This window comes from Pantoea sp. PGP6, assembly GCF_053474785.1.
The window spans coordinates 1819191-1834909 of sequence record NZ_JBQBMA010000001.1; the positions used below are offsets into that span (position 1 = coordinate 1819191).

Below are 15719 nucleotides of genomic sequence, written 5' to 3' on the forward strand. Positions count from 1 at the left end.
AGGGCGCTGTCCTGTCCACTGATTAAAACAGTGAATCCTGTTGCGGCCAGTCGGGACCGCTGCCAATCCGCGGATCAATCTGTTGCAACTGCGGCCATAACGCCTGCACCAGTGGAAATACCTGGCCCATATCCGGGGTGTGCAGAAACAGCATCGCGTCGCCCTGTTGCAGCCATTCGGTTAACTTTGGCCGCCAGATCTGAAACAGCGGCACGCTCTCTTCGACGCTGTCGCTGCCGATAAACCGCACCATCGGCTGCGAGCCGGTGCGTACAGCATGCGGCGGCACGCGGGGCTTCTGCGCGCGCGCCGCCAGCGCCGCCGTGTTTTGCGAGGTTGAGGCGTGGACCGGGCGGCTGTCCAGCACCACCCGGTTAATGCCGCGCGCCAGCAGACCGCGATTCAGCGCCCGCTCGGCTTCACCTTTGGCAAAGAACGCCGCGTGACGCACTTCGACTCCGTATTGAAAACGCGCGGGCAGGCTGTCCAGAAAGCGCCAGAGATCGTTAAGCTGCGCTGGCGAAAAGGTGGCGGGCAGTTGCAGCCAGTACTGACCGATACGATCGGCCAGCGGCTCCATCAGGCGCAGAAAGTCGGTCAGCAGATCGTCGCTGTGCTGCAGCGCCGCCTGATGGCTGATGGTATTGGGAAACTTAAAGCAGAAGCGAAAGTCGTCGTGGGTCATCTCACGCCAGCGCAGCACGGTATCGGCTGTCGGCAGCGCGTACAGCGTGGTATTGCCTTCGACACAGTGAAAATAGCGGGCATAATCCGCGAGGCTCTCAATGCCCCAGCGTTTCCAGTGCGAATGCTGCCACTGGGGCAGGCCAATACGAAGTGTCACACCCTCTCTCCTGGCTCTGAGTTAAGATTTGCGATTATCCTCTAAGGTCACGCCCCGGTGCAAACAGGCCCGCTGCGGATGAAATCGCCGCTTTGGCGCGGCTCTACTTATCCTGTTTGCCTTTTTCCATTATAATGACCGCCATTTTTGCGACAGCATCGCATCAGGTTACGCGGCCGGATGCTGTCAGCTGCAGCGGCGAAGTTAAAAGGATAGTGTTATGCGTACAGAATATTGCGGACAGCTCAATCTGTCTCATGTGGGTCAGCAAGTCACTCTTTGCGGCTGGGTAAACCGCCGTCGCGATCTGGGAAGCCTGATTTTTATCGATATGCGCGACCGTGAAGGCATCGTGCAGGTATTTTTTGATCCCGATCGTCAGGACGCGTTTAAGCTGGCTTCTGAACTGCGTAACGAATTCTGTATCCAGATTACCGGTACCGTGCGTGCCCGTGACGATAAGAATAAAAACAGCGAGATGGCGACCGGCGAAGTCGAAGTGTTTGCCCATGCGCTGAACATCATCAACCGTTCTGAGCCGCTGCCGCTGGATGCTAACCAGAACAACAGCGAAGAAGCGCGCCTGAAGTACCGCTATCTGGACCTGCGTCGTCCTGAGATGGTGACCCGCCTGAAAACCCGCGCGAAAATCACCAGCTTCGTGCGCCGTTTTATGGACGATGAAGGCTTCCTCGATATCGAAACCCCGATGCTGACCAAAGCCACGCCGGAAGGCGCGCGCGACTATCTGGTGCCAAGCCGGGTTCATAAAGGCAAGTTCTATGCGCTGCCCCAGTCGCCACAGCTGTTCAAACAGCTGCTGATGATGTCGGGCTTCGATCGCTACTACCAGATTGTTAAATGCTTCCGTGACGAAGATTTGCGCGCCGACCGTCAGCCGGAATTTACCCAGATCGACGTTGAAACCTCCTTCATGACCGCGCCGCAGGTGCGTGAGGTGATGGAGCGTTTAATCCGTAATCTGTGGCAGGCGGTACAGGGTGTGGATCTCGGTGAGTTCCCGCAGATGACCTTTGCCGAAGCGATGCACCGGTACGGCTCCGATAAGCCCGACCTGCGTAACCCGATGGAGCTGGTGGACGTTGGCGACCTGCTGAAAAATGTCGAATTCCAGGTCTTCGCGGGTCCGGCGAACGATGCCAAAGGCCGCGTGGCGGCACTGCGTGTGCCAGCTGGCGCGCAGCTGAGCCGTAAGCAGATTGATGAATACGGCAAATTCGTTGAGATTTATGGCGCCAAAGGTCTGGCGTGGATGAAAGTCAACGTGCGTGCTGATGGACTGGAGGGGGTGCAGAGTCCGGTCGCGAAGTTCCTCAACGCAGAGATCGTCGAAGGCATTCTGAGCCGCACCGGCGCGCAGGATGGCGACATCATCTTCTTTGGTGCCGATCGCGCCAAAGTGGTGGCCGATGCGCTGGGTGCACTGCGTCTCAAAGTGGGCCGCGATCTGAGCATCACCGATGAGAAAGCCTGGGCTCCGCTGTGGGTGATCGACTTCCCGATGTTTGAAGAGGACGAAGAGGGCGGCCTGGCGGCGATGCACCATCCGTTCACCGCGCCGAAAGAGATGAGCGCCGATGAGCTGGCCGCCGATCCGACCCGTGCAGTGGCTAACGCCTATGACATGGTGATAAACGGCTATGAAGTCGGCGGCGGCTCGGTGCGTATCCACAACGGCAAAATGCAACAGACGGTGTTCAGCATTCTGGGTATTGAAGAGCATGAGCAGCGCGAGAAGTTTGGCTTCCTGCTGGATGCGCTGAAGTTCGGTACGCCGCCACACGCGGGCCTGGCATTTGGTCTGGATCGTCTGACCATGCTGCTGACCGGTACCGATAACATTCGTGACGTGATTGCGTTCCCGAAAACCACCGCTGCGGCCTGCCTGATGACCGAAGCCCCAAGCGAAGCGAATCCCGCCTCGCTGCTGGAGCTGGGCATTCAGGTGGTAAAAAAAGAAAAGCCTGAGACTAAATAATGGGCTATAAACATCCGGTTTCAGTGCTGGTGGTCATTGTGGCGCGCGACACTGGCCGGGTGTTAATGCTGCAGCGGCAGGACGATCCGGCCTTCTGGCAGTCGGTAACCGGCAGCCTGGAGGCGGATGAAACGCCGCTGGCCGCTGCCCGGCGTGAAGTGGGCGAGGAGTTGGGCATTGACGTGCTGGCGGAACGGCTGGAGGTGGAAGATTGTCAGCGTCAGATCGACTTTGAAATCTTTCCGCACTATCGCCATCGCTACGCACCCGGTGTCACCCATAATCACGAACACTGGTTCCGGCTGCGGTTGCCAGCAGAGCGGGCAATTGCACTGACCGAGCATCTGGCGTTTCGCTGGCTGGCACCGGCAGAAGCGGCTGCGCTCACCAAGTCCTGGAGTAATCGCCAGGCGATTGAAGAATTTACCTGAATCGCTGCTGCCGCGCATTTTTCCGGCGGCGAATCGATTAAATTTATGAATCTGGTGAGTTTTAACAGGACTACACCAACGTATTGAACAGTCAGGCGTACCCGGTGCCGTGAGGTTGTTCACCGCCAGCGCGACGTAGCCAGCGTACTGTGTACGTGAGTTGCGAGCCGGCCAGCGGGACAAGCCCGGCGGCAGGATAGCCTGCACCATGCTAAGTTCGGAGAAAAAGTAACATGGCAGGACATAGTAAGTGGGCAAATACCAAGCACCGTAAAGCGGCACAGGACGCGAAGCGGGGCAAAATTTTCACCAAGATCATTCGTGAACTGGTGACGGCGGCCAAACTGGGCGGCGGCGATCCGGGCTCGAACCCACGCCTGCGTGCCGCAATGGACAAAGCGCTCTCCAACAACATGACGCGTGAAACCATGGATCGCGCCATCGCGCGCGGCGTCGGCGGTGATGACAACGCCAACATGGAAACCATCATCTATGAAGGCTACGGTCCGGGCGGCTCGGCCATCATGATCGAGTGCCTGAGCGACAACCGCAACCGTACCGTGGGCGAAGTGCGTCACGCCTTCACCAAAACCGGCGGTAACCTCGGTACTGACGGCTCTGTTGCCTACCTGTTCAGCAAAAAAGGGGTGATCTCCTATGCGCCGGGTCAGGATGAAGATGCGGTGATGGAAGCTGCGCTGGAAGCCGGAGCTGAAGATGTGGTCAGCTACGACGATGGCGCGATTGACGTTTTCACCGCCTGGGAAGAGATGGGCGCGGTGCGTGATGCGCTGGAAGCGGTCGGCCTGAAAGCGGATACCGCTGAAGTGTCGATGATCCCGTCTACTAAAGCGGAAATGGATGCGGAAACGGCACCGAAACTGCTGCGTCTGATCGACATGCTGGAAGATTGCGACGATGTGCAGGAGGTTTATCACAACGGTGAGATCTCCGACGAGGTGGCGGAAACGCTGTAATGGCGCTGACCCGCACCCCCTTAACCGGAGAGGCTTAATGTCGATTATTCTGGGTATCGATCCCGGTTCGCGCATCACCGGTTATGGTGTCATTCGTCAGACCGGCCGCCAGCTCACCTATCTGGGCAGCGGCTGTATCCGCACTAATACCACTGAGTTGCCCGCCCGTCTGAAGTTAATTTATGCGGGCGTCTGCGAGATCATCACCCAGTTTTCGCCCGATTACTTCGCCATCGAACAGGTGTTCATGGCGAAGAACGCGGATTCTGCGCTGAAACTGGGCCAGGCACGTGGCGCGGCCATTGTCGCCGCGGTCAATCACGATCTGCCGGTGTTTGAGTACGCCGCGCGTCAGGTTAAACAGACGGTAGTCGGGATTGGCAGCGCCGAAAAAAGCCAGGTGCAGCACATGGTGCGCACCCTGCTGAAGCTGCCCGCCAACCCGCAGGCCGATGCTGCCGATGCGCTGGCAATCGCCATTACACATTGCCACGTGTCGCAGAATGCCGCACGGATGAGCGACAGCAAGCTGGTGCTGACCCGCGGGCGTTTACGTTCAGGTTAGCCGCGCGGTTGCCGGCACACGCACAGGCTGGATATTCATCCAGCCTTTTTTATGTTATAAAATCCGCCACATTGGTTGGTTAAGGAAGCATTCAGGTGATAGGTCGTTTACGGGGCAATATTCTGGAAAAGCAGCCGCCGCTGGTGCTGCTTGAGGCACACGGCGTAGGGTATGAAGTCCATATGCCAATGACCTGTTTTTATGAGCTGCCTGAACTGAATCACGAAGCGGTGATTTTTACCCACTTCGTGGTGCGCGAAGATGCGCAGCTGCTGTTCGGCTTCAACAGCAAGCAGGAACGTGCGCTGTTTCGTGAGTTGATTAAGGTGAATGGCGTCGGCCCGAAACTGGCGTTAGCGATCCTCTCTGGCATGTCGGCGCAGCAGTTCGTTACTGCGGTCGAGAAAGAGGAAATTGCCTCGCTGGTGAAACTGCCGGGCGTAGGCAAGAAGACCGCTGAGCGTCTGGTGGTCGAGATGAAGGACCGCTTCAAGGGGATGCACGGCGATCTGTTTGGCGGCGATTCCGCCTTTACGCTTACCACGCCGAATGCCGAACCGGAAACCAACGATGCCGAAGCCGAAGCGGTTGCAGCGCTGGTGTCGCTGGGTTATAAACCGCAGGAAGCCAGTCGTATGATCAGTAAAGTCGGTCGACCGGATGCGGATTGCGAAACGCTGATCCGCGAAGCGCTACGCGCCGCCATTTGAGGTAAGTCATGATAGAAGCCGACCGCCTGGTCTCTGCTGTAAGCGTTAACGAAGAAGAAAGTCTCGATCGCGCCATTCGCCCGAAAATGCTGACCGAGTATGTCGGCCAGCCGCAGGTGCGTGAGCAGATGGAGATTTTCATCAAGGCAGCGCAGCTGCGCGGCGATGCACTCGATCATCTGCTGATTTTTGGTCCGCCGGGGCTTGGCAAAACCACCCTGGCGAACATCGTCGCCAATGAAATGGGGGTTAATCTGCGCACCACCTCTGGCCCGGTGCTGGAGAAAGCCGGTGACCTGGCGGCGATGCTGACCAACCTTGAACCGCATGACGTCCTGTTTATCGATGAAATTCACCGCCTGTCGCCGGTGGTAGAAGAAGTTCTCTACCCGGCGATGGAAGATTATCAGCTGGATATCATGATTGGTGAAGGTCCGGCTGCCCGTTCAATTAAGCTCGATCTGCCGCCGTTTACCCTGATTGGTGCCACCACCCGCGCCGGTTCACTCACTTCGCCGTTACGCGATCGCTTCGGCATTGTGCAGCGGCTGGAGTTCTATCAGGTGAAAGATCTGCAGCACATTGTTGGCCGCAGTGCCGCCTGTCTGGGGCTGGCGCTGAGCGACGAGGGCGCGTTAGAGATCGCCCGTCGCGCACGCGGTACGCCGCGTATCGCCAACCGTCTGCTGCGCCGGGTGCGGGATTTTGCCGAAGTGCGGGCTAACGGTGAGCTGAGCGGCGAGGTATCCTCCAGCGCACTCGATATGCTGAACGTCGACAGCGAAGGGTTCGATTATATGGACCGCAAGCTGCTGCTGGCGATTATCGATAAGTTCATGGGCGGGCCGGTCGGACTGGATAACCTGGCTGCCGCGATTGGCGAAGAGCGTGAAACGATTGAAGATGTGATCGAGCCGTTTTTGATCCAGCAGGGATTCATTCAGCGCACACCGCGCGGCCGGATGGCCACGCAGCATGCTTATCGTCATTTTGGCATTACCCGCGAGGTCTGATCAGACCGCCGGTTTGCGCACCATGCTGATAATAAACAGGATCGCGGCGCTCAGTACCACCGACGGACCGGCGGGCGTGTCGTAGAAGGCGGAGAAGGTCAGGCCGCCGGTGACGGCCAGCACGCCGATAATCACCGCCACGCCAGCCATTCCCTCGGGTGAACGGACAAAACGTCGGGCGGTGGCGGCCGGGATGATCAGCAGCGAGGTAATAATCAGCGCGCCGACAAACTTCATTGCCACCCCGATAGTCAGCGCGGTCACCAGCATCAGAATCAGGCGGGTTCGCTGAATATTGACGCCATCCACCTGCGCCAGTTCCGGGCTAATGGTCATCGACAGCAGCGAACGCCACTGCCACGCCATCACCAGTAATACCACCACCACGCCGCCGCCCATCATCCACAGATCGTCCGGCGTCACCGCCAGCAAATCACCAAACAGATAGGCCATCAGGTCGACGCGCACGTTCTTCATCAGGCTGACCACCACCAGACCCAGCGACAGCGCGCTGTGCGCCATGATGCCGAGCAGGGTATCGATCGCCAGATGCGGACGTCGTTCCAGCCATACCAGCCCGAGAGCCAGACAGACCGTCACCAGGATCACGGCATAATAAGGATTAACGTTGAACAGCAGGCCAAACGCGACGCCGAGCAGCGAGGCATGGGCCAGCGTATCGCCGAAGTAGGACATTTTGCGCCAGACGACAAACGACCCCAGCGGGCCCGCAGCCAGCGCTAACATCACGCCGCCTATCCAGCCCGGTAATAACAACTCAATCATGATGAACCCTGTCCTTTGCGTAAAACGATTCGTCCCTGCAGGTCGTGACGGTGATTATGATGATGACGATAAATGGCCAGTTGTTGTGCGCCGCGCGGACCGAACATCGCGATAAATTCGGGATGTTGCGATACCGCTTCCGGGGTCCCGGAGCAGCAGATGTGGTGATTAAGGCACAGCACCTCATCGGTTTTGGCCATCACCAGGTGCAGATCGTGGGAGACCATCAACACGCCACAGTTCAGTTCATGACGCAGCTGGTCGATGAGATCGTACAGCGCCACCTGGCCATTGACGTCAACCCCCTGAGTCGGCTCGTCGAGCACCAGTAACTGGGGCTGGTTGAGCAGGGCGCGCGCCAGTAACACCCGCTGGGTTTCACCACCGGAGAGTTTTTGCAGTGGCGCATTGAGCAGGTGACCGGCCTGAACACGTTTCAGGGCTGGCAGGATCTCTGCGCTTTTACTGCCACGCGACAGGCGCATAAAGCGTTCTACCGTGACCGGCAGCGTCGGGTCGATGTGCAGTTTCTGCGGCACATAGCCAATACGCAGGGCCGGATCACGCCTGAGCGTGCCGCTGGTCGGCGCGAGCAGACCCAGCACCACACGCACCAGGGTCGACTTACCCGCACCGTTTGGTCCCAGCAACGTCAGAATGCGCCCCGGCTGCAGCGCCAGACTGACGCCAGACAGCACGTTGCGCTGGTCAAATTTGATCGAAACGTTTTCGAGTGTAACAAGTGAGGTCATAGTATTTACAGGTTGCACAGAATTTCGAATGTTATAATATCACATCCCACACCCAGGTCACGATGGAATGACGCATAATGTTACATATTAAAAAGGGCGCACTTTTCGCCTTAACTGCTTTCTCCGTTACAGCTTCTTTAACCTTTTCTGCGCAGGCAAATGTGGTCGCTTCACTCAAGCCGGTGGGTTTTATCGCGGCAGCGATTGCCGATGGGGTGACGCCGGTTGATGTGCTGTTGCCAGACGGCGCCTCAGAGCACGATTACGCCCTGCGTCCATCCGATGCAAAACGCTTAAAAAACGCGGACTTAGTGGTATGGGTCGGGCCTGAAATGGAAGCCTTTATGGCGAAGTCTGCGGCTGAGCTGCCGGCGAAAAAAAATCTGGCAATCGTCGATATCAATGGGGTGAAACCGCTATTGATTAGCGGTGGTGAAGATGAAGATGAACACACAGCGGAAAAATCCGAACAGCCGGACGCCGATGCCCATCATCATCATCACGGCGAGTTTAATATGCACCTGTGGATGTCGCCGGAGATCGCACGCAAAACCGCGGTTGCAATCCATGAAAAATTATTGGAACTTATGCCGCAAGATAAAGCCAAACTTGACGCCAACCTCCAGCAGTTTGAGGTAACTTTGGCGGACACGGACAAACGCGTTAACGCACAACTCGCACCGGTCAGAAATCAAGGATATTTCGTTTTTCACGACGCTTACACGTACTTTGAAAAACACTACGGTCTCTCGCCCACCGGGCATTTTACCGTCAATCCTGAGATTCAGCCGGGCGCCCAGCGTTTACACCAGATACGAACACAGTTGGTTGAGCAGAAGGCGGTATGCGTCTTTGCTGAGCCACAATTCAGGCCAGCAGTCATCGATGCTGTCGCCCGCGGAACGCAGGTGCGTAAAGGCACGCTCGATCCGCTGGGAACAGACATCAGCTTAGCTAAAGATAGCTATGTGAAATTCCTCTCACAGCTGTCGAGCCAGTATGCAAGCTGCCTGAATGGAGCATGAGGAATAGGTAAAAGTGCAGCAGATAGCCCGCTCTGTCGCCCTCGCATTTAATAATTTGCCGCGCCCCCACCGCGTTATGCTGGGATCGTTAACTGTTATTACTCTGGCCGTCGCCGTCTGGCGGCCTTACGTCTACCACCCCACCGATGATGTGACGCCTATCGTCAAAACTATCGAGCTGGATAAAAATGAACTCCGCACCCTGCTGCCGGAAGCCAGTGAGCCGATTGATCAGAGCACACCGGAACCGGATGAAGAGCTGCCGGCAGATGAGGATGATACTGGCGTGCCTGACACGCCGGGCGTCCACGAATATACCGTCTCTTCTGGTGATACGCTGAGCAGTGCGCTGAATCAGTATGGCATCGACATCAGTGACATCAATTCGCTGGTGGTCAGCGATCGGGATTTACGTAACCTGCAGGTCGGACAGCAGCTGAGCTGGACGCTGGCCGATGATGGCAGCCTGAAAACCCTGAGCTGGGAGATTTCCCGTCGCGAAACCCGCACCTATGAGCGCACCGATAAAGGTGGCTTTAAAATGGCAGCGGAGATGCAGAAGGGCGAATGGCGTAACAGCGTTCTGCAGGGCGAAGTGCGCGGCAGTTTTGCCGCCAGCGCCCAGCGGGCCGGGTTAACCAGTGCGGAAGCCAGCGGCGTGATTAAGGCGCTACAGTGGCAGATGGATTTCCGTAAGCTGCGGGCCGGCGACCAGTTCAGCGTCTTAATGTCGCGTGAAATGCTCGACGGTAAAAGTGCCCAGAGCCAGCTGCTCGGGGTGCGCCTGCGCAGCGGCGGCAAAGACTATTACGCCTTCCGCGCCGAAGACGGTAAGTTCTACGATCGCAACGGCTCCGGCCTGGCGCGCGGCTTTATGCGCTTCCCGACGGTGAAGCAGTATCGCGTCTCCTCTAACTTCAATCCGCGCCGTCTGAACCCGGTAACCGGACGCATTGCGCCGCATAAAGGCGTCGACTTTGCGCTGCCGATCGGCACGCCGGTACTGGCGGTGGGCGACGGTGAAATTGTGGTAGCGAAGAACGGCGGGGCGGCCGGTAACTACGTGGCGATCCGTCACGGACGTCAGTACATGACGCGCTACATGCACATGAAAAAAGTGCTGGTGAAGCCGGGCCAGAAAGTGAAGCGTGGCGACCGCATCGGGCTGTCTGGTAATACCGGACGTTCAACCGGGCCGCATCTGCACTTTGAAATCTGGATCAACAATCAGGCGGTCAACCCGTTAACGGCCAAGCTGCCGCGGATGGAAGGACTGACCGGCAAAGAACGCAGCGAGTATATGGCGCAGGTGAAATCCTGGCTGCCTCAGCTGGGCCTGAAATAAGCGAATTTCGCCAAATCGCGCAGAAACCGACGGCAATCCCGTCGGTTTTTTTATATCTGGCGCACGATGATTGCAAATTTGCCCGTCGTCACTATCATTAGCCGGTCATTGTTTGAGGCGAGTGCATGGAAACCCGAAAAAAAAATAACGCTGAATTTATTCCCGTTTTTGAACGTTCATTTCTCAAACCTAAATACTGGGGAAGCTGGCTGGCAATTGGTGGCCTGGCCGGTATGGCGATGTTACCGCCGAAAGTGCGCGATCCGCTGCTGGGTCGGTTAGGCCGCTTTGCCGGCAAACTGGCGAAAGGTGCCCGTCGACGCGCCCTGATTAACCTTTACTATTGCCTGCCGGAACTGAGTGAATCCCAGCGTGCCACGCTGGTTGATGAGATGTTTGCCACGGCACCGCAGGCGATGGCGATGATGACCGAATTAGTGCTGCGCGATCCGGCGCGAATTCGCCAGCGTGTAGAGTGGCACGGTCGTGAAATAATCGACCAGATGCAGGCGGAGCAGCAGAATGTCATTTTCCTGGTGCCCCACGGCTGGGCGGTGGATATTCCCGCCATGCTGCTGGCGTCGGAAGGACAGAAGATGGCGGCGATGTTTCACAACCAAAGCGATCCGCTGCTGGACTATGCCTGGAACACCGCGCGTCGCCGTTATGGCGGCCGGTTACACGCCCGCAATGACGGCATCAAACCGTTTATCAGCTCAATTCGTCAGGGCTACTGGGGCTACTATCTGCCGGATCAGGATCATGGTGCCGAGCACAGCGAGTTTGTCGACTTCTTCGCTACTTATAAAGCGACGCTGCCGGCGCTGGGTCGTTTGATGAAGCTGTGCCGGGCCCGCGTTGTGCCGCTGTTTCCGGTCTATAACAGCGACACGCATAAGCTGGAAATCTATGTGCGGCCGCCAATGGACGATCTGCTTGACGCGGATGACCATCAGCTGGCGCGCCGGATGAATGAAGAAGTAGAAATTTTCGTGCGCCCGCATCCGGAACAGTACACCTGGATCCTGAAACTGCTGAAAACGCGCAAAGATGGGGATATGGAGCCCTATTCACGTAAAGAGCTCTACCCACGCAAATAGCAACAAGGCCGCGAAAGCGGCCTTTTTTGTGACGTCTGGCGTGGATAGCGGTGAGATCGAGAATGCTCAGGGAACACGGTCAGATCGTACAGAGCAGGCTCAGGGAGTATACGCCCCGCTAAGACGCAAAACCCGCCAGCCATGGCAGGCTCAGCGCGGGCAATGACGTACCTGGTCCCTGAGGTGCGCCCGCAGCGGGCCCACGCTTTGCATTGTTCAAAAACGCTCCCGGCATTGTTGTCCATCGCCCGCTATGCTTCCCGGGCGTCTGCTCCGGTCGCTTAGCGTTTCTCTGCTGGCTGCGTAAGGCAAACCCGTGGTTGCGGCCTTGTTATAACGCTTCCAGCCTGCTGCGCCGTTTGCGTTCCCGCATAAACACTATCACCAGACCAAACCACAGCACGCCGCTGATAAAGTTGATCAGACAGAACCACAGCGTACCACCACTGAAATAGCCGCTTTTCGCCAGTTCAATGCCGATTGCCAGCGTCAGAATGCTGATCATCCCCAGCATCGCCGCCACGCTGCCTTTGCCTTCATCACTGGCGTAGAGCGTCAGGCGGTAGAGTCCGGCATTCACCATGCCCGCACCAAAAGCGTACAGGCTGAGACCGGCGGTAATCAGCAGGTAGCCGTGACTGTTGAGCAAACTGGCCAGCAGCGCCAGGCTCAACCCGATCAGAATCGGCCAGGCAGCAAACTTCACCGGCTGTTCAATCGGCACCCGTCCCGCCAGCTTACTCAGTGTCAGATTACCGGCAATCATCGCCAGGAATACCGGCAGCTGCAGCAGCGCGTACTGCATGCGCGACAGCCCTTCGTCATGCATCAGGATCACCGGCGACAGCGCTACCCAGGTCAGGATCGGGATAAACACCAGCCCGATGGCGAACGATCCAGACATCACCAGCCGATCTTTCATCAGTCGCCGGTAGTTACGCGCCAGATTCGGCAGGGCGATGGAATGACTGCGATCGCCGGCAGTTTCCGGCATCACCCGCCACAGCACGACAAAGGCCAGCAGGCTACAGCCGGCGAACAGCCAGAACATACTGCGCCAGCTGCCAACGGTCAGCCACGCCGCGCCCGCCAGCGGACCGGCCAGCGGGGCCAGCAGCGCAACGTTAGCCATCAGCGCCATCATCCTTACCGCCAGCGCTTCATCAAACGCCTCCTGAATCGCGGCATAGCCGACCGCACCGATAAAGCACAGGCTGATGCCCTGCACAAAGCGCAGGCTGACAAACTCCTCAATCGAGCTGACCCAGTGGGTGAGAATGCAGGCGGCGGCAAAAAACAGGATGCCGGAAAGCATCACCGGCCGGCGGCCAAACTTATCAGAGAGCGGACCGAGCAACCACTGCAGCACTACGCCACCAATCAGGTAGGCGGTCAGCGAGGTCGATACCCACTCCGGGCCGACGTCAAATTCCGTGGTGACGATCAGCATGCCGGGCTGGATCATGTCGTGGGCAATATAGGTTGCGAATTCGAACAGGACTAACGCCAGAGGAAACAACAAAATTCGGCCGGTAAGCTGGCTGATGGGGTGAAAACGGGCCATCTGGCCTCCTTGTCAGAAAAGAAAAACGCGACTGGCAGGCAGTCGCGTCTTTTATTCTACACCGGCAATGTCAACCCGGGGGGCAATTAATCCACGCGCAGCACGCGAGTGGTATTGGTGGTGCCGGTGGCGCCCATTACGTCGCCCTGAGTAACGATAACCAGGTCACCTGATACCAGGAAACCCTTATCGCGCAGCAGGTTAACCGCATCGTGCGCGGCGGCCACGCCGTCATTGTTGCTGTCAAAGAACACCGGCGTCACACCGCGATACAGCGCAGTCAGGTTGAGGGTGCGCTCATGACGCGACATGGCAAAAATCGGCAGCCCCGACGTGATACGTGAGGTCATCAGCGGGGTGCGGCCTGATTCGGTCATGGTGATGATGGCGGTTACACCCTGCAGGTGGTTAGCGGCATACATCGACGACATCGCAATCGCCTCTTCGACGTTGTCGAACTGCACGTCCAGACGGTGTTTAGAGACGTTAACGCTAGGGATCTTCTCCGCGCCGAGGCAAACTTTGGCCATCGCCGAGACGGTTTCTGCCGGATACTGACCGGCGGCGGTTTCTGCCGACAGCATTACCGCATCGGTCCCGTCCAGCACCGCGTTCGCCACGTCCATAACTTCCGCGCGGGTCGGCATCGGGTTGGTAATCATCGATTCCATCATCTGGGTGGCGGTGATAATGGTGCGGTTGAGCTGGCGGGCGCGACGAATTAACGCTTTCTGAATGCCGACCAGTTCCGGATCGCCAATCTCTACGCCGAGATCGCCACGCGCTACCATCACCACATCAGAGGCGAGAATAATGTCATCCATCGCTTCCTGACTGGCAACCGCTTCGGCACGTTCAACTTTCGCTACCAGTTTGGCATCGCAACCCGCTTCACGGGCCAGACGGCGGGCATAGTTCATGTCTTCGCCACAGCGTGGGAAGGAGACCGCCAGATAGTCGACCTTAATTTTCGCCGCGGTGATAATGTCCGCTTTGTCTTTTTCCGTCAGCGCTTCAGCCGACAGGCCGCCGCCCAGCTTGTTAATCCCTTTATTATTCGACAGCGGGCCACCGACGGTAACTTCGGTGAACACTTTCATCTCCTGAACTTCCAGCACTTTCAGCTGCACGCGACCATCATCCAGCAGCAGGATGTCGCCCGGCACCACATCTGCCGGCAGGCCTTTATAGTCGATACCGACGCGCTCTTTATCGCCTTCGCCTTTACCGAGGCTGGCATCCAGCAGAAAGCGGTCGCCGATATTGAGGAAAACTTTGCCTTCTTTAAAGGTAGAAACGCGAATTTTTGGACCCTGCAGGTCGCCGAGGATCGCCACATGGCGGCCCAGTTTTGCCGCGATCTCACGGACTTTATCTGCACGAATCTGGTGATCTTCTGGCGTGCCGTGGGAGAAGTTGAGTCGCACAACGTTTGCGCCGGCCGCGATGATTTTTTCGAGGTTATTATCACGATCGGTAGCCGGGCCGAGGGTTGTTACGATCTTGGTTCTTCTGAGACGTCTTGACATGAAGGACTCCGTTAACAAATAAGCCGGTCCTGGTCGGCGGACACGGCATGGTTAGCTATTCTATATGATCGATGGGCTGTGATACGACTCACATTGTAAATGTGATGTTAATTATTTTGTTGTGTATCTTGTTCCCGAATGGCGTGCTTTTCGTAACGCGACGCTTTCAACGCCTGTTTAACGCGTTTGAGGTTTTCCCGGAAAGGCGTCCCGCGTTCCAGGGTAAAACCGGTCGCCAACACATCGATCACGGTCAACTGCGCCAGGCGCGACACCATCGGTAGATAGACATCAGTGTCTTCCGGCACATCAAGCACTAAAGCCAGCGCGGCTTCTTCGGCAAGGGGCGAATCGGGAGAGGTGATGGCAATAACGGTGGAACCGTTTACACGGGCCAGGCGAGCCAGTTCTACCATATTTTTTGTGCGGCCAGTATGTGAAATGAGAACAAAAACGTCACCGGCTCGACTATTTATACAACTCATGCGCTGGATCACAATATCGTCCGACCAGATGACCGGTAAATCAAAGCGCAGAAATTTGGTGAAGGCATCATGCGCCACCACCGCCGAGGCTCCAAGGCCAAAAAACGCCAGTTTACTGGCACCGGTCAGCAGCGTCACCGCCTGATGCAGGCGTTCGGTATCCAGCTGGTCGCGTACCTGCTGCAAACCAGCCAGCGCCGAATCGAAGATTTTGTGGCTGTAGTTCTCAACGTTGTCGTGCTGCTCCACGCCACGGCTGACCCAGTTGCTGCCTTTTACCAGACTCTGCGCCAGTTGCAGTTTGAAGTCGGGAAAGCCGCGAGCCCCCAGCCGGTGACAGAAGCGGTTGACCGTGGGTTCGCTCACGCCCGCTGCGCGCGCGAGGGTGGCGATGCTGGAATGCATAGCGGCCTGTGGCGCAGCCAGAATCTGCGCGGCGACTTTTTGTTCCGCTTTACTCAGCGCAGCCTGCTGCGCCTCAATCTTTTCCAGCATATTCATAAGTGGATGACCATTATCACTTTTATCAATTTCAATTATTGCTGTCGTCGGCAGCCATTAACAGAGACTATATCGCGTTAGCGCCGGTCGGGC

At 57.4% G+C, this 15719-nt stretch carries 15 protein-coding genes; 9 read left to right on the plus strand and 6 right to left on the minus strand.

The window, feature by feature from the left end:
- Positions 1 to 22: 22 nt before the first annotated feature.
- The gene (locus ACLIBF_RS08505) at positions 23 to 844 is read right to left on the minus strand and encodes a DUF72 domain-containing protein (protein WP_069728573.1); all 822 of its coding nucleotides are present in this window, start codon (positions 842 to 844) and stop codon (positions 23 to 25) included.
- Between the two features lie 220 nt (positions 845 to 1064).
- Between ACLIBF_RS08505 and aspS the strand changes: the two genes are divergently transcribed.
- From aspS to ruvB, 6 genes are all read left to right on the plus strand, one after another.
- The gene (gene aspS / locus ACLIBF_RS08510; RefSeq protein WP_046288271.1) at positions 1065 to 2843 is read left to right on the plus strand and encodes an aspartate--tRNA ligase; all 1779 of its coding nucleotides are present in this window, start codon (positions 1065 to 1067) and stop codon (positions 2841 to 2843) included.
- Entirely contained in the window at positions 2843 to 3274 is a 432-nt protein-coding gene (nudB, locus tag ACLIBF_RS08515) for a dihydroneopterin triphosphate diphosphatase (RefSeq protein WP_031377448.1), read from the plus strand. The genes aspS and nudB overlap by 1 nt, the downstream gene beginning before the upstream one ends.
- Before the next feature lie 233 nt (positions 3275 to 3507).
- Entirely contained in the window at positions 3508 to 4251 is a 744-nt protein-coding gene (locus tag ACLIBF_RS08520; protein WP_031377447.1) for a YebC/PmpR family DNA-binding transcriptional regulator, read from the plus strand.
- Positions 4252 to 4288: 37 nt separating this feature from the next.
- Positions 4289 to 4816 (plus strand): crossover junction endodeoxyribonuclease RuvC, encoded by a 528-nt coding sequence (ruvC, locus tag ACLIBF_RS08525; RefSeq protein ID WP_031377446.1) that lies wholly within the window; start codon positions 4289 to 4291, stop codon positions 4814 to 4816.
- 95 nt (positions 4817 to 4911) lie between these two features.
- Entirely contained in the window at positions 4912 to 5526 is a 615-nt protein-coding gene (gene ruvA / locus ACLIBF_RS08530; protein ID WP_031377445.1) for a Holliday junction branch migration protein RuvA, read from the plus strand.
- Between the two features lie 8 nt (positions 5527 to 5534).
- Entirely contained in the window at positions 5535 to 6539 is a 1005-nt protein-coding gene (ruvB, locus tag ACLIBF_RS08535; RefSeq protein ID WP_031377444.1) for a Holliday junction branch migration DNA helicase RuvB, read from the plus strand.
- Here ruvB and znuB read toward each other — a convergent pair whose 3' ends face one another.
- Positions 6540 to 7325: a zinc ABC transporter permease subunit ZnuB gene (gene znuB, locus ACLIBF_RS08540; protein ID WP_046288272.1), complete on the minus strand. Its 786-nt coding sequence runs from the start codon at positions 7323 to 7325 to the stop codon at positions 6540 to 6542.
- Positions 7322 to 8077, minus strand: coding sequence for a zinc ABC transporter ATP-binding protein ZnuC (znuC, locus tag ACLIBF_RS08545; protein ID WP_031377443.1), 756 nt, complete (start codon positions 8075 to 8077; stop codon positions 7322 to 7324). Before znuC ends, znuB begins: the two co-directional genes overlap by 4 nt.
- A gap of 77 nt (positions 8078 to 8154) precedes the next feature.
- Between znuC and znuA the strand changes: the two genes are divergently transcribed.
- From znuA to lpxM, 3 genes are all read left to right on the plus strand, one after another.
- A complete protein-coding gene (gene znuA / locus ACLIBF_RS08550; RefSeq protein ID WP_031377442.1) occupies positions 8155 to 9102 on the plus strand; it encodes a zinc ABC transporter substrate-binding protein ZnuA in 948 nt (315 codons plus the stop codon).
- A 13-nt stretch (positions 9103 to 9115) separates the two neighbouring features.
- The gene (gene mepM, locus ACLIBF_RS08555; RefSeq protein WP_031377441.1) at positions 9116 to 10447 is read left to right on the plus strand and encodes a murein DD-endopeptidase MepM; all 1332 of its coding nucleotides are present in this window, start codon (positions 9116 to 9118) and stop codon (positions 10445 to 10447) included.
- 125 nt (positions 10448 to 10572) lie between these two features.
- Positions 10573 to 11547 carry a lauroyl-Kdo(2)-lipid IV(A) myristoyltransferase gene (gene lpxM / locus ACLIBF_RS08560; RefSeq protein ID WP_031377440.1) on the plus strand — a complete coding sequence of 325 codons (975 nt, stop codon included), beginning with the start codon at positions 10573 to 10575 and terminating at the stop codon, positions 11545 to 11547.
- Between the two features lie 331 nt (positions 11548 to 11878).
- On the opposite strand, the gene ACLIBF_RS08565 is transcribed toward lpxM, so the two are convergent.
- The 3 genes from ACLIBF_RS08565 to ACLIBF_RS08575 all read right to left on the minus strand — a co-directional run bounded on the left by ACLIBF_RS08565 (position 11879) and on the right by ACLIBF_RS08575 (position 15626).
- The gene (locus ACLIBF_RS08565; protein WP_089562028.1) at positions 11879 to 13111 is read right to left on the minus strand and encodes an MFS transporter; all 1233 of its coding nucleotides are present in this window, start codon (positions 13109 to 13111) and stop codon (positions 11879 to 11881) included.
- An 86-nt stretch (positions 13112 to 13197) separates the two neighbouring features.
- Positions 13198 to 14640: a pyruvate kinase gene (gene pyk, locus ACLIBF_RS08570; RefSeq protein WP_031377493.1), complete on the minus strand. Its 1443-nt coding sequence runs from the start codon at positions 14638 to 14640 to the stop codon at positions 13198 to 13200.
- A 107-nt stretch (positions 14641 to 14747) separates the two neighbouring features.
- Positions 14748 to 15626, minus strand: coding sequence for a MurR/RpiR family transcriptional regulator (locus ACLIBF_RS08575; protein ID WP_031377492.1), 879 nt, complete (start codon positions 15624 to 15626; stop codon positions 14748 to 14750).
- Between the last annotated feature and the right edge of the window lie 93 nt (positions 15627 to 15719).